We start from the raw sequence: 14,172 nt of genomic DNA on the forward strand, positions 1-14,172 counted from the left end.
GGACCCCGGCGCGTTACTCCAGCTCGTCCGCCGCCGCTGCCTTCGTGGCGTTGATGTAACGCCTGACGCCGGCGACGGCGAGCGCGGCGCTCGCGCCGAGGATCTCGACCCCGCCATGGCCGCTCAGCGTGAGATCCAGCCCGCGGTCGCTCGGCGCGAGCGCGAGCGAGACCAGCGTCGGTGATGCGCCGAGCGCGCCGAAGCTCGCCGCCACAGGGCCTTCGAGCAGGCCCGCGAACGCCTGACGGTCGATGTACAGCTGCAGATGCGAGGCGCCCTTCGCGAGCGCCCGGGCCTCGGCGAACGACGGGGTCGCGGCCAGCGATTCCTTGTCCTTCCCGAAGCGCGCGGCGACCTGGGCGAGGTAGCGCCGGTCGCCCGCGCCGATCAGGATGAACCCAGGCCGGGTCTCGGCCCTCAGCTCGTTGCCGTCATCGAGATCTTGCGCGAGCGACCCAGGCTTGGCCCTGAGCTTCTTCGATGTCCGCTTCATGTGCGCGGCGACCGCGCCGAACACCTTCTTTTGCGCTGCCTCATCCGCGGTCGCCAGCGCGATCAGCACGGCGCTGTGCCTGAGCGCCTCGGCGCGCCTGGCGCCTGCGAGGCCGAGCTTGTGCTTCGGATCGCGGTAGATCCCGACCGCGGCCTCGCCGCCGAGCGCCCTGTCCACATCGCCGAGCTCGAGCCCTACCTCGGCGAGCGCGGCCGCGGCCGCCGCCGCGGTGGGCTCGCCGGCGAACCCGTCGAAGGCGCCGAGGACATCGCTCACCGTCTTTCCCGGCGACCGCTGAAGGGACAGCCCGAACGTCACAAGCGCCCCCTGGGGCAGCTTCGCCACGGCGGCATGGTCCGTCGCCGCGAGCACCGTGCCGAGCGCGGGAACTTCCGGTCCAAAAAGCGCGAGCTCCACGTGGAGCCCGGGCGCGTCCTGGTGGATGGGAACGGCGATGAAGAGCCGCGAGCCGGGCTCGGGGCCGGTCGCGCCGCCGCCTTGCAGCCGGTGGAGGTCGATCGCGAGCCAGGGATCCTTCGCGCGCTTGGCCTGGAAGAGCGCGGACGTCTTGAACGACGGCTCGCGCTGCCCCGCGACGCGCAGGGCCCTCGAGAGCGGCTCTGGCCGGGCGCAGACGAGGGCGACCCGCGCCTCGGCGAGCCACGCGCCGTGGGCGATCACGTCGTCCTCGTCGCCTCGGAGCGCGAACCTGCCCTCGCCGGCCTCGCGCGGCAGCTCCTTCAGCAGCCGCTCGACCGGGGCTCCGTCGCGGAACCGCGCCGCCACGCAGCCGTTCTCGACGATCGCCCCCAGGGATTCGCGTGGAGCCGCCTCGCCCCCGACGAACACCGTGGCGCCGTCGAACGACGCCATCAGATCTCGGGCGAGCTCAGGGTTCAGGCCGGGCTGGCGCGCCAGGACCGCCGCGAGGAGCTCCTCCCGGATGGCCGGCGCAACGCCGGCGAGGAGCGCGCCGGCCTGCGGGACGCTCGCCACCAGCACCGCATCGCCGGGGATGACGTCGACGAGCGACTCCACGCTTCGCGGCATCTCGGGGCCGCCCGGCGGCGCCGTCCCCGCGAGCGCCGGGGCCGCGGCCGAGCGCGGCGGCGTCGCCGCGGGGGGCCCTCCGCAGGACGCGAGCGCGACCAGCCCGGCCATGGTGAGAAGTCTGGGAAACGCTGGGCGCATGGACAGGCGGGTTCTCCTCATGGACGTGCGCTGTGGTACACCCGACCGGCTCAGGCGTCTCCGTCAAAGCGCCTGAGCGGCCGGGAAGCGCATGCCCCGGTCGCCACGCGCGCCCTGCCCATCGCCAGCGATCCAGGGCCGTCCGGGGAGAGAGAGCCGCTCTGACGCGTCAGCGGCGCAGCTGCGCGCGGACCTCCATCAGGATGATGCCCAGCATGTTCCGCCCGCTCCCGTCGCCGCCGTCGGCCCAGTAGGCGTCGTTCGCGGTGTGCTCGACCAGCTCCGCATCCCCGGTGTCGAGCAGGGCGCGCCGGAGATCCTCGTGCTGGGTGAACTTCGCCAGCACCACCTCGCGCATGACGTCGTCTTTCACCTGCTCCCAGTCGCGGCGCAGCGGGCGGCTCCGCTGCCGGCCCATGCGGGCCGCCTCGCCGGGGCCGGAGGCGTTGCGGATCACCTCCTCGTGCTCGGTGCCGGGGAACTTCTGGGCCTGGAAGTAGTGCTCGCTCGTGGGCCACACCTTGCCTTTGAGCGTGACCGGGTGGCGCGAGAAGTTGGAGAAGAACCCGTGAGCGTCGCCGGAGCGATAGAAGCGGATGACGGTCATGAGCCCAGTCTACCCCACGGCCCCCGCGGCGCCGGGGTGGAACCTCGCCGCGAGCCCGCCGCCATCCACGGCGCCGCTACTGGATCGAGCCGATCTGGTCGAGGAAGTCGTTGTAGGCCTGGAACTTATCCGCGGGAACCACGTCGACGCCGATGTTGACCCGGTGCTCGTCGACCATCCCGTTCTCGTCGACCATCAGCGGACGGAGGATCTGCTTCGTCGCTTCGAGGCCGATGTGCTGGATGCCATAGAGAATGTAGGGCACGAGGTACCCCTCGTAGTACTGCCGCTGGACGATCGTCGCCTTGATGCGCTTCTTCTGCATGTATTCGACGGTCTTCGGATCGAAATCGAACGTGACGATGGGGATGTCCAGCCTGTCGACGGCTTCTGCGGCCATCACGCACCGATACGAGATGTTGAACACGCCGATCATGCCCACGACGGGCGGGTTCGCGTTCAGGATCTGGGTCTTCAGCTGATCGACGTCATAGCCTTCCTGACCGTTGATGAAGACGGCCTGGACCACCTGCGCCGTGTAACCGGTCTTCCCGAGCGCATCCAGGACGCCGAACGTTCGCTGGGACCCGTCGTACCACTGCGTTGACGCGTCGCCGTGGACCACGATTGTCCCTGGCGGGGGGGGCAAGCCTCCGATCTCGCGATCGAGGAGGGCCTGCGCCGCCTTGGCGCCGGCTTCCTTCTGGATGGCCCCGACGTAGAGCGTGCGCCCCGAGTCCTTCAGGTCGGTGTCGAACGTCACCACGTGGAGCCCCTCCTCCACGGCTTCCTTGACGGAGGCCTCGTTGAGGACGTCGTAGGGCGATATGCCGAGGCCCTGGACGCCATCCTCTATCGCGTTCGCGATCTGTTGATTCTGGAGGTTCTGTGACGCCGTGCCGTCGTCCGTCGTCATCTGCGTGCTGGGGCCGAGCACGTTCCCCACGGCCTCGAGCTCCCCCATGGCTCGGTTCGCGCCGGTGGCGATCGGCTCGAAGAAGGTGGAGAGGTGCTTCAGCAGGACCACCATCTGAATCGGCTCGAGCCCACTCTGGTTGATCGCCTTGACGAGGTCGTCGATCCTCGCCTCGAGCTCCGTTGGCGTGAACTCGGTGACCGGAGTCCGGCCTCGCTTGATCAGCGCGATCTCCTCGGTCGGTTTGTCCGACTGGGGGGCGTCCTCTGCCGCGCACGCCGCCGTCATCAGCATGAGCCCGAGGGCCGTCATCCAGCGTCGTCCTGTCATCTTCATGACATTCCCTCCTCGGCGGTCGGCGAGCACGATGCCGAGATCTGGGACGCGAGTCCCACAAGCGTCCTGGTCTCCCTACAGCGCCGCCGACATCTACGATAGACGAGCACCATGTCGGTTCGACGGGCGCATTGCAACGTCGTGCGCATCCTGAAACCCATGTTTGCAATTTTGAGATACGACGTCGACGAAGTGACTGTCAATAGGCACGGAAAATCGCCGATGAGGAGCGGCGTGAAGGCGAGGTGGGAGATCGCGGCCGAAGGCACCACGCGCAGGGCCGCCGTGGAAGCACGATTACACACCTCGCCTCCGCCGACGGCGCGTCTCTGCCAGGTCGCCGCCCGTCGCGGAAGGAGGTGGAGAATGCCTACGTGAGCTCGCTGAGCGCGCCCGTGGTGAGCGCCGGGTCGGGCTGGGAGCCGAACGACTCGATCTCGACGCCGAACGCCTGGGCGATCGACACGAGGACCCGGCTGTTCGTGACGGGCGTGAACGTGGCGTCGGCCTCGCCGCACCACGGCGCGTCGGCAGGGCAATCCGCCTTGAGCTTGATGCGCCGGCCCATCCTGAACTTCCCGTTCGCCCCGCCCGCCAGCAGCGTCGGCACGTTGCGCGTGCTGTGCAGGGCGGGGTTCCCCATGTCGCTCGACGCGTAGATCAGCGTGCTGTCGAGGGCGCCGAGCTCGTCGAGCCGCTGCATGAGGCGCGCGATCTTCGAGTAGCTGTACCGGTTGAACTTCGCGAGCGGCACCCAGGTTTCGGGCTTGCCAGCGCCGGGGCGACCGTTGTTGCCGACCGGCGAGGCGTCGTACGTGTGCGCGACCGAGCCGTGGTTGTCCGTCGGCAACCCGAGCGGGTTGTTGGCGTAGGACAGGTCGTTCATGAACAGCGTGGCGAAGCGCGTGACGCCGCAGGCGAGCGCCTGCGCCAGGAGGTCGACGTGCGCGTCGGTGATGGCGTCGAAGTAGGGCTCGCCCCCGTTGTACTGCTTCACCGACGGGAACTTCGACGCGTCGGGCAGCGGCGGCACGACGCACGACGGCCCGCCGGCCGAGGGCGCTGCGTACTGCTTCTCCAGCTCGCGGAGCGACGTCAGGTGCTGGTCGAGCTTCTGCTGCTCGGCGGGCGCGAGCCGCGTGCGCAGGCGGTTGATATCGCCGCGCACGAAGTCGATGACGCTCTGGCCGAGCTCGCGCTGCCGGGCCGCGCGGGCCTGGGCCTCGGGGTCGTCGCCCACGACGAGGCCCGCGAACAGCAGGTTGAACGCCTCCACCGGGTGGATGATCTTCGGCAGCGGCGCGCCGCCCGCGCCGAAGGACAGCGTCTGCCCGGCCTCGGTCCCGTCCATGCCCACGCCGAGCGCGACGCTCGTGATGCGCGTGTCCGCGCCGAGGCCCTTCTCCACGGCGAGGTACTGGTCGAGCGAGAGGTTGAGCGGCTTCTTCCCGTCGATGCGGCTGCCCGTCAGCATCGTGCCGGCCGAGTCGTGCCCGTTGGCGTTCGACAGGTGATCGATGCCCTCGACGACGAGGATCCTGTCCTTGAAGCTCCGCCCGTAGGTCGCCGGGTCATCGAACGGCTGGAGAGAGCAGTTCTCGTAGGCGATGTCGAAGCTCGTCTCCGTGTCTCCGTCGCGCATGGCCCAGTACTCGGCGGCGATGCCGTGGGGGTGATAGACGGCGACGAGCTTGAGCGGCAGCTCTTCGCCGCCCGCCCGGGCGACGGAGTCCGCGAGCATGTTGACGAAAGGAAGCGTCGCGAGGCTCGCCCCCACGGCGCGAAGGAAGGTACGGCGGGTCGACCGGCGCATCACTGGGGCCTCCGATGGCTGAAGAGACTGCTCTTGACGTAGGTGATCAGCGTTTCGACGAGCTTGCCCTGCTCTGCTTCGGGGACGGCCTGCCATGCCTTCAAGAACGCCTCCTCGCTCTCCGCTGCGGCCTCGCCGCTGCGGCCCACCGAGGCGCGGAGCACGTTGCGGGCGAAGCACGAGCGCACCGTCGGGCTCGTGGACAGGGCCTGCGCGAGGGCGTTGCTGTCGGCGTACGCGCCGTCGAAGTCGGCGCCGATCGCGACGGTGACCGCGCTGTCGACCGGTTGGTCGTTGTCGCTCGCGCGGAGCATGCCCATGCCGTCGAACCGCTCGAACGAGAACCCGATCGGATCGATGCTGTTGTGGCACCCCTTGCACGCCGCGTCAGTGGAGTGGATCTCGAAGCGCTGCCGCGTCGTCTTGCTCGGATCGGGCACCGGCGGGACGACGTTGATGTTCAGCTCGGTGGGCGACCGCAGGTTGACGCAGGCGACGCGGCGCAGGACGGTCACCCCGCGCAGCACGGGCGCGGTCTCCGTGGCGTGCGCATACACGGAGAGGAACGCGCCCTGGTTGAGGATCCCCCGCCGATCGGAGAGCGACACGCGCCCTGTGCCGGTGACGCCGTACACCTTCGAGAGCGGCTCATCGACGATGCTCCAGTCGGCGCCCAGGAGCTCGCCGACCGTCCCGGTGGAGTTCATCAGGACCTCCGTCACGAAGTCCTCCGTCTCGCGCTCCATCGACGCCCTGGCGCCGGCGAACTGCTCGTAGACGTTCGAGTCCTTCGCCGTCATCGCGATCCTGTCGACGCCGAGCCACTCGCGGACGACACGCACGATGCGGTCCCGCGCCGCCGACGTCTGGAGCAGCCGGCGCACCTCGGCCTCGCGGCCCTCGGGGGTCGACAGCGCGCCCGCGACGGCGGCCTCCATCAGCGCATCATCGGGCGGGCCAGCGGTGATGAGGTAGGAGAGGGAGCTCGCCAGCTCATGGGGAGTCAGCGCCAGCGCGTCTCCGCCGGATCCATCGCCGATCTCCGTCAGGTAGAGAAAGCCCGGGGACTGCAGGACCGCGCGCGCGACGAGCTCGATGCCGTCCGCGTAGGTCGCGCCCTTCGCGCCGATCTGATAGACCGCGAGCAGCGCGTCGGCCTCCGCCGCGTCGAGCGGGCGGCGGTAGGCGCGCCCGCCGAACGACGTGATGAACGTCCTGGCGCAGCTCTCCGCGAGCGTCCCCGGATCGGCGCAGGGGGCGAGCTCCGCGACCTTGCCCTTCACCTCGGCAGCGAGCGCCTCCGCCGCGGCGGCGAGCTGCTTCGCCAGCACCGGATCGACGCGCTGCGCGTCGTTGACCGTGAAGCCGTCTTGCCGCGAATCCGGCGCGAAGCCCTCGCTCGGGTTGGTGGTGGTCCCCGTCAGCGCGCGCACCGAGGCGGCATACTCGGCGTTGGTGAGCCGGCGGATGCGCGCTGGGAGGAGGCTCACGCTCTCCGTCCCATCGGGCAGCGTGACGCCGCCTCCGCCCGACCCGGCAGCGTCGGGATCTCCTACGTCTCCCGTGCAGCCGGCGACCCCTGCCAGCGCCATCGCCAGCATGATCCCGTAAGAATGATAACCAAGTGATCGACCCATGGTTCATTTTATGCGCGCAAGCGCTCCCGGCTGCAACCCCTCGTGCTCTCCCGGCGCGCCTGCGAACTACAGGTTGTACCGTGACATGTCACAGTTCGCGGCGTGACATGTCACGGAGGAATGTGCCGCGCTTTACCGCGGGCGGCTCATCGCCAGGCGCGTGGAACGCGATGGATCGAGAAACCGAGCGGTCTCTGTGCCTGACATACGGCGTGCTTTGCCCCTCCGGGCGAGGCCGAGCTGCAGCGTCGAGCTTCCGGAGGGTAGCTTCCCCTTCGGCGCCGCCGCGAGATCGAGCGGCGGGTGCTCGCCGAAATAGCCGTTCAAGGACACGATCCACCGATCCCCTTCGATGCTGCACATGAAGCCCGTTCGCTTCTGCCTCGGCGGGCGCGGATAGATGAGAAGGAGCAATGGCCTGTGCCGGTAACGCTCGGGAGGCTTGTAGATCCGCGACACATAGGCGACGTCGATCTGGACCTTGCTCTCTGGTGGCCGCGCGTAGCCGGCGGCCTCCAGCCACTGTAGTGCCCGCGAGCCACGCCCGCTGGCGTCCGCGACAAGCTCCGCGCTGAGCTCGTAGGGCCCTCGCCCCGAGCGCTCGACGTACACACCGGTGACCCGGGCGCGGTCCGCGCTCACGCGCAGGCCGGACGCAGTCGTTTCATCCACGATCTCAACGTTCGGGAATGAGCGGACACGCTGGCGAATGTAGTGCTCGAGGAATGCGCGGCTACACTGGATAAGCGGGACGCCGCTCGCGAACTGCACCTTCCAGGCGCCGTAATGGTACCAGGCGCAGTCCTCGCCGAAATCTCGGAGGAGCGCGCCGTCTGCGACCATCTCCTCCACGATCCCCGGGAACATGTCGGCGATGGCGTTGAGGCCAGCGCCGAGCAGGACATGGAGATGGCGCCCCTGCGGCACGCTCCTCCGGACCTCCGGGGAGCTGGGGATGCGATCTCGATCGAGATCGCCAGACCGGCGCGCTCGAATCCGAGCACGGCCGACCAATTCTATGTCGCACCGTTCATGTCGTCGCGCTCCAGGTGTCAGCCTTGTTCGACGCGAGCTGACCGACAAGCGAGTCTTCTGGATCCAGATGAAGATCGACGCCTCTGCGCCTTCGTCCGCCTCCGTGCGAGGGGCGTATGTCTGTATCCATGGCGTCGTCCGGCCGGTCGCGCGGGCGCACGATCTCACCCGCTGTCTCCCCCGCTTGCCTGGGTCACGGTTGGGCAAGCCCGCACTTGCCCCGGAGGACCAGGAGCCCGCTCGCGGCCACCGGACGGGCGCGCGCAGCGCTGGCGAGGGCACGGACACGGAGCGCCAGGCGATGGCGGCCGAGCTTCCTCTACTTCAGCGGCAGATTCACCTGTAGCAGGCGATTCACCGGGAAAATCGTCGCGAGCCCGGCGTGCACCCGCCACCGGCAGGACGCACCTACATGTAGGTAACTTGGCTCCAGATCGCCGGCCGGGTTACGCTGCAAGTTTCGTCGCGAAAAAGTTGTTCGTTCGGTTCGCGATGACGTACCCAGTCGAGCGCGTCCCCGGCCTCAATGGAATCGGGTGGGCGCCGAGCTCCCATCACGTCGACGCCGCCCACTCAACGCCGGCAGGCGGGCATCCGCGCGGGCTCGGCCGTGGGACAGGCCACGTCTCTCGAACCATCTTAAGGAGGTTTCTGGTGTCAAAGGTAGTCGTCGTCACCTCGGGCAAAGGCGGAGTCGGCAAGACCACCACGACCGCAAACCTCGCGTCCGGCCTCGCGGCCGTCGGTTGCAAGACGATCGCCATCGACTTCGACGTGGGGCTCCGCAACCTCGATCTCGTGATGGGGTGCGAGCGGCGCGTGGTCTACGATCTCGTCAACGTGATCCGCGGAGAGGCGACGCTCCGTCAGGCGGTGATCCGCGACAAGAGGCTCGATTCGCTGTACGTGCTCCCCGCGTCGCAGACGCGGGACAAGGACGCCCTCACGCTGGACGGCGTCGGGCGCATCCTCGACGAGCTGCGCGGCGCGGGCTTCGAGTACATCTTCTGCGACTCGCCGGCGGGGATCGAGTGGGGCGCCCAGATGGCGATGTATTTCGCGGACGAGGCGATCGTGGTGACGAACCCCGAGGTCTCCTCGGTGCGGGACTCGGATCGCGTGCTCGGTCTCCTGGACGCGAAGACCCGCAGGGCGGAGCTCGGCGAGGAGGCGGTGAAGACGCACCTCCTGCTCACGCGGTACGCGCCGGCGCGCGTCGCCAAGGGCGAGATGCTGGCGCACCAGGACGTGCTGGAGCTCCTCGGCATCCCGCTGCTCGGCGTGATCCCGGAGTCGCCGGCGGTGCTCCAGGCGTCGAACGCCGGGACGCCCGTGGTGCTCGATCCGACGAGCGACGCGGCGCAGGCCTACCTCGACGTGGTCCAGCGCTTCCTTGGCGCGGAGCGCCCCCACCGCTTCCTGGAGCCGGCCAAGAAGGGGTTCTTCAGCCGGATTTTTGGCGGCCAGGCGGCGACCGTCTGAGGGAGCTCTGCCATGTCGATCATGGATTATTTCCGTAAGTCGCAGCCGAAGTCGGCGACCGTGGCGAAGGAGCGTCTGCAGATCATCGTGGCGCGCGAGCGCGTGCGCCCGACGGGCGAGCCGGACTACCTGCCGCGGCTCAAGCAGGAGCTGCTCCAGGTGATCTCGAAGTACGAGAGGATCGACCTGGACCAGGTGAGCGTGAACGTGGAGCGGAGCGGCGATTGCGACGTGCTCGAGCTGAACGTCGTGCTCTCCGAGTCGGAGCGGGCGGCCGTGCGCGCCGCCGCGTCCCGGGCGGTGGCCCCCGCCGCGCGGAACTGCTGAAGCGCGGCTCAGCCGCGCCCTCGCCCCCGCGGCGCACCCTCCGCCATCGCGATCTCCCGCGCCCGCTCGGACGCCGCCCGGAGGAGCGGTCCGAAGAGATCCGCCGGAGAGCGCTCCTCGGTCCAGCCCGGCGGCGCGCCGAGCTGGGACAGGAGCGCCGCGTGCGCCGCGGGCGGCTCCAGCGCCACGTCGAGCGCCGGCGGCGCCTCGCGCCAGGCGTCGTAGTCCTTCGCCGCCATCTTGCCGGGCGTCACCGTCGCGATCGCCGGCGCGTCTCCGGCGCAGGGGGCGCCTTTGCCGGCGCCCGCCCGCTTGGCGCGCGCGGGGGCGCCCCGCGCGGCCCGGATCGCCTCGATCACCTGCTCGCGCGTGCGCCCGCGCAGCTCGAACAGCAGGAAGGGGTCCTTGTCGAACGCCTCCCCGAGCACGTAGTGCGTCGCCGCGACGTGCTTGCAGGGGTTCGCCATGTCGGGGCACGAGCAGGCCGTGGTGAGGTCCTCCGGCCGCTCCGGGAACAAGCTCGTCCCGGCGCTCTGGAACGCGGACTCGATGTCCTCCGGCATCTGGCCCGCGAGGAGCTCCGCCGCGAAGCTCGCCCGCTTTGCCATGGCGGCGATCGCCTTCGCCCAGGTGGCGTCGTCGAGCCGCGCGAGCGTGAGGATCACCTTGTACGGCCTCGGCTGCGAGCCGGTCACGCGCGCGGTCACGAGGCCGGGCTTCACCGTGAGATCGTGGGTCCTCCCCGTGCGCGCGTACGTGCGCCCGCGCGCGAGGCGGCCCGCGTCGTCGGGCGCCATCCGCTCCAGCGCCTCCACCCAGCGCTTGCCCCACCAGGTCGTGCCGGCCCGCTTCATCCGGATGCCTCGCGCCGGCGGCGGCGGCTTCGGCCCGGCCTCCCGGGGGAACGGCGCCCAGCGCGCCGGCGGGCTCATTCCGGCTCCTCGCGATCGTCCAGCTCGCCCGCGCCGGTCACGGCGTCCCTCGACAGCGCGAACAGCTCGCGCAGCGCCGCGTCGTCGAGCTCGGTGATCCACGCCTCGCCCTGGCCCACCACCTGCGCCGCCAGATCGCGCTTCTGCTCCAGCATCCGGTCGACCTTCTCCTCCACGGTGCCCGCGCAGACGAGCTTGTGGACCTGCACCGCGCGCCGCTGCCCGATCCGGTGCGCGCGGTCCGTCGCCTGGTCCTCGACCGCGGGGTTCCACCAGCGATCGAAGTGGAACACGTGGCTCGCCGCCGTCAGGTTGAGCCCCGCGCCGCCGGCCTTCAGCGAGAGGACGAACACGCGCGGCCCCCGCGGATCGTCCTGGAACCGCCGCACCATCTCGTCGCGCGCGAGCCTCGGCGTGCCGCCGTGCAGGAAGAGGACCTCCGTGTCGAGCGAAGGCGCGAGGTGCCGGACCAGCCGGTCGCCCATCTCGCGGAACTGCGTGAACACGAGCGCGCGATCGCCCGCCGCGAGCGCCTCCTCGAGCATCTCGGTGAGCCGCGCGAGCTTGCCGGACCGGCCCGCGAGCGGCCCCGCCTCCCCGAGGCACTGCGCCGGGTGGTTGCAGATCTGCTTGAGCACCGTCAGCAGCGAGAGCACGAGCCCGCGCCGCTCGATGCCCTCGGCCTCCTCGATGCGGCGCATCGCCTCGTCGAGCGCCGCCTGGTAGAGCGTCACCTGCTCGCGCGTGAGCGTGCAGAAGACCCTGGCCTCGTCCTTCGGCGGAAGGTCCTGAAGCACGGCGGGATCGCTTTTGACGCGTCGCAGCAAAAACGGTCCGGCGACGCGCCGGAGCCGCTCTGCGGCCTTCCGGTCGCCGTAGCGCTCGATGGGCACCGCGTAGGCGCGGCGGAACGCCTCGAGCGGGCCGAGCAGACCGGGGTTCGCGAACTCGAGGATCGACCAGAGCTCGGCGAGGCGGTTCTCGACGGGCGTTCCGGTCAGCGCGACGCGGTGCGGGGCGCGGAGCGCGCGCGCGGCGCGGGCGGTGCGCGACGAGGCGTTCTTGATGTTCTGCGCCTCGTCCAGCACGACCGCGGCCCAGTCCACGCCGGCGAGCGCCGCGGCGTCGCGGCGGAGCAGGCCGTACGTGGTCAGGACGAGCCCGCCGCCCGCGCGGCGCGCGCCGCCGTCGCCGCCCTCGGCAGGCCGCTCGCTCGCGCCGGACGTCCGCGACGCGAGCTCCTCGGCCGAGCGGGCGCGCCCTTCGCCGTAGTGCCCCACGAGGGGCAGGGCAGGGGCGAACCGCGCCGCTTCCCGCTCCCAGTTGCCGACGACCGACGTCGGGGCGACGAGCAGCGTCGGGCGCGCGTCCTCGGGCGCCGCCGCCTGCCGGCCGACGAGGAACGCCAGCAGCTGGACGGTCTTGCCGAGGCCCATGTCGTCGGCCAGGCAGGCGCCCAGGCCGAGGCTCGCCATCGTCTGCAGCCAGGCGACGCCGCGCGCCTGGTACGGGCGCAGCGTCCCCACGAACCCCGCGGGCGGCGGGGCGGCGCGCTCGGCGCCCGAGCGGAGCCGCTCCATCACGCGCGCGAGCGCGCCCTCGGCGACCACGGGGACGGCCAGGCCGTCGACGCGGGTCTCGCCCGCGAGCGCGCCCTCCAGCGCCTCGCGCGCCGAGATGCGGCCGCCGCCGGCCTCGAGGCGCCGCGCTATCTCGGCGAGCTCCTCGGGGACCACGACCACCCAGGCCCCGCGGTGCCGGACGAGCGGCGATTTCTGCCGCGCGAGGGCGGCGAGCTCGCGCGCGGAGAGCGCCTCGTCGCCGAGCGCCGCCTCCCACGCGAAATCGAGCGCCTCGTCGAGGCCGAGCCCGGCGCTGCCCGCGACGACGCCCGCGGTGCGGCGCGCCGCGCCGACGCGCATGCGGAGGCGCAGGCGGCGCTGCCCCGAGGCCAGGAGCTCGCCCGGGACGACCACGCCGAACCCGGCCTCGCCCAGCGCCGGCGCGGCCTGCGCGAGGAAGTCCCACGCCTCCGCGGGATCGAGGTCCACGCGCTCCGGCCGCGCCTCGCCGAGGGCCCGGGCGATCGGCGCGAAGCGCCGCGCGGCGGCGCCGAGCGCGCCGAGGAGGACCTCCTCGGCGCCGGAGAACGCGCGCCCGAGCGCCTTCAGCGTGCGTCCCTGGGTCTTCCACACGTCGGCGGCGGGCACGAGCAGGCTGGGATCGTCGGTCGCCTGCAGCAGGAAGCGGAGCACGAAGCCGCGGTCGCCCTGGGGCAGCTCCAGCCGGAAGCAGGCGCGCAGCGCGTCGCACGCGCCGAGCGCGGGCCGGACCCACGCGTCGAGATCGGCCACGAGCGCGCGCTCGGCGAGCCCTTCCGCGGCGAAGGCGCGCCGCGGGCCCGTCAGGGCGAGCACCAGCCGGCGCTCCCACGGGGCGTGCGCCGGACGCGGCGCGCGCGCCGGGCGATCCGTGGCGCCGCCGCGCGCGAGCGCGTCGGCCGCGGCGTCCAGGAAGGCGCGCAGCAGGGCCTCCGCGGACCAGACCTCCGCGGCGCGTGGCCCGCGGGGGTGCCCGCCGTCGCCGCTGGCTTGCTGCGTGCCCGCCGGCACCGCGTGCGCGGCCGGCGGCATGGCGCGGGCGAGCGCCGCGACGCGCGCGGCGTCCTCCGGGGCGGCGAGCGACACCGCCCAGCGGGCCTCCGTGCGTTCCCGCGTGGCGCCGGCCGGCACCACGCGGGGCACGACCCGCTCCCGCACCACGAGATCCAGCGCGAGCTTGCTCGCCAGGCTCCACGCGGCGACGGACGGCGGCGCTCGCCCGAGGTCGTCCTGGGCCATGCTGGCAAGCGCGGACAGGCCGTCGAGGAGCGGCGCGGCCTGCCCAGCCCTCTTCACGGCGCGGCCCGCCTCGGAGACGACGACCGCCTCCGCCGGGGTCGTCGCGCCGAGCGACCGGGCCGCGAGCTGATCCACGGCCGTGTCGTCCCAGAGAAAGAAGCGGAGATCGCCTGGCAGAAAGACGAGCGGCATCGACGCGCAGATCCATTGCACAGCCGGCGACGGCGAAAAGGGGGCTTCACGCGTCATGAGCCAAAAAAGCGATGGGCCGGACGGGAGCGCTCCCGCTGAATCACGGGTGTGGCCCATTGCGTGTCATGGCTGCGAATTGCCAGAATTTGTTTGAAACCTCTGATCGGGAGGGTTGGAGAACATCTCATGGAAAAAGGTCGTGGCTCGAGGGAATGGGCTTTGCGGCGTGCTGCGCTGGGAGCTTGACGAGCTCGAGCGGCCGGTTGACGCCGAACGCGCGCAGGGGCGCCTGGGCCGCCCGGGCGCCGCGCGAGAGGCAGGCCGCCACGTGGTCCGCGGGGCATCTTCCGCTCGACCAACGCGCCCGGCCG

Annotated in this window: 10 protein-coding genes; 2 read left to right on the plus strand and 8 right to left on the minus strand. The window is 71.4% G+C overall.

Translation table 11 applies throughout. The features are described from left to right. Window positions 1-13: 13 nt before the first annotated feature. From WMF39_RS18695 to WMF39_RS18720, 6 genes are all read right to left on the minus strand, one after another. Entirely contained in the window at window positions 14-1,654 is a 1,641-nt protein-coding gene (locus WMF39_RS18695; protein ID WP_437746845.1) for a hypothetical protein, read from the minus strand. A 199-nt stretch (window positions 1,655-1,853) separates the two neighbouring features. Then, a complete protein-coding gene (locus WMF39_RS18700; RefSeq protein WP_437746846.1) occupies window positions 1,854-2,291 on the minus strand; it encodes an NADAR family protein in 438 nt (145 codons plus the stop codon). 76 nt (window positions 2,292-2,367) lie between these two features. Next, window positions 2,368-3,543, minus strand: a complete 1,176-nt coding sequence (locus WMF39_RS18705; protein WP_437746847.1) for a substrate-binding domain-containing protein — start codon at window positions 3,541-3,543, stop codon at window positions 2,368-2,370. Window positions 3,544-3,913: 370 nt separating this feature from the next. Then, on the minus strand, window positions 3,914-5,356 hold the full coding sequence (locus WMF39_RS18710) for a DUF1552 domain-containing protein (RefSeq protein WP_437746848.1): 1,443 nt from the start codon (window positions 5,354-5,356) through the stop codon (window positions 3,914-3,916). Then, window positions 5,356-6,993 carry a DUF1592 domain-containing protein gene (locus WMF39_RS18715; protein ID WP_437746849.1) on the minus strand — a complete coding sequence of 546 codons (1,638 nt, stop codon included), beginning with the start codon at window positions 6,991-6,993 and terminating at the stop codon, window positions 5,356-5,358. The genes WMF39_RS18710 and WMF39_RS18715 overlap by 1 nt, the downstream gene beginning before the upstream one ends. A gap of 132 nt (window positions 6,994-7,125) precedes the next feature. Further along, window positions 7,126-7,920, minus strand: coding sequence for an NAD(P)/FAD-dependent oxidoreductase (locus WMF39_RS18720; protein WP_437746850.1), 795 nt, complete (start codon window positions 7,918-7,920; stop codon window positions 7,126-7,128). A gap of 762 nt (window positions 7,921-8,682) precedes the next feature. Here WMF39_RS18720 and minD point away from each other — a divergent pair. Further along, window positions 8,683-9,510 carry a septum site-determining protein MinD gene (gene minD, locus WMF39_RS18725; protein ID WP_437746851.1) on the plus strand — a complete coding sequence of 276 codons (828 nt, stop codon included), beginning with the start codon at window positions 8,683-8,685 and terminating at the stop codon, window positions 9,508-9,510. 12 nt (window positions 9,511-9,522) lie between these two features. Beyond that, a complete protein-coding gene (minE, locus tag WMF39_RS18730; protein ID WP_437746852.1) occupies window positions 9,523-9,837 on the plus strand; it encodes a cell division topological specificity factor MinE in 315 nt (104 codons plus the stop codon). A gap of 8 nt (window positions 9,838-9,845) precedes the next feature. Here the strand turns inward: minE and WMF39_RS18735 are convergent, their stop codons facing one another. Next, window positions 9,846-10,769 (minus strand): SWIM zinc finger family protein, encoded by a 924-nt coding sequence (locus WMF39_RS18735; protein WP_437746853.1) that lies wholly within the window; start codon window positions 10,767-10,769, stop codon window positions 9,846-9,848. Beyond that, window positions 10,766-13,801 (minus strand): SNF2-related protein, encoded by a 3,036-nt coding sequence (locus WMF39_RS18740; RefSeq protein ID WP_437746854.1) that lies wholly within the window; start codon window positions 13,799-13,801, stop codon window positions 10,766-10,768. Before WMF39_RS18740 ends, WMF39_RS18735 begins: the two co-directional genes overlap by 4 nt. Between the last annotated feature and the right edge of the window lie 371 nt (window positions 13,802-14,172).

The organism is Sorangium sp. So ce1504, assembly GCF_051521635.1.
In the GTDB taxonomy this organism is placed as follows: Bacteria; Myxococcota_A; Polyangia; order Polyangiales; family Polyangiaceae; genus Sorangium; species Sorangium cellulosum_B.

Bases quoted from the DNA above. Each gene is read 5' to 3' on its own strand.
- WMF39_RS18695 (WP_437746845.1), bottom strand. From the start codon at position 1,654: ATGGCCGGGCTGGTCGCGCTCGCGTCCTGCGGAGGGCCCCCCGCGGCG.
- WMF39_RS18700 (WP_437746846.1), bottom strand. From the start codon at position 2,291: ATGACCGTCATCCGCTTCTATCGCTCCGGCGACGCTCACGGGTTCTTC.
- WMF39_RS18705 (WP_437746847.1), bottom strand. From the start codon at position 3,543: ATGAAGATGACAGGACGACGCTGGATGACGGCCCTCGGGCTCATGCTG.
- WMF39_RS18710 (WP_437746848.1), bottom strand. From the start codon at position 5,356: ATGCGCCGGTCGACCCGCCGTACCTTCCTTCGCGCCGTGGGGGCGAGC.
- WMF39_RS18715 (WP_437746849.1), bottom strand. From the start codon at position 6,993: ATGGGTCGATCACTTGGTTATCATTCTTACGGGATCATGCTGGCGATG.
- minE (WP_437746852.1), top strand. From the start codon at position 9,523: ATGTCGATCATGGATTATTTCCGTAAGTCGCAGCCGAAGTCGGCGACC.
- WMF39_RS18735 (WP_437746853.1), bottom strand. From the start codon at position 10,769: ATGAGCCCGCCGGCGCGCTGGGCGCCGTTCCCCCGGGAGGCCGGGCCG.
- WMF39_RS18740 (WP_437746854.1), bottom strand. From the start codon at position 13,801: ATGCCGCTCGTCTTTCTGCCAGGCGATCTCCGCTTCTTTCTCTGGGAC.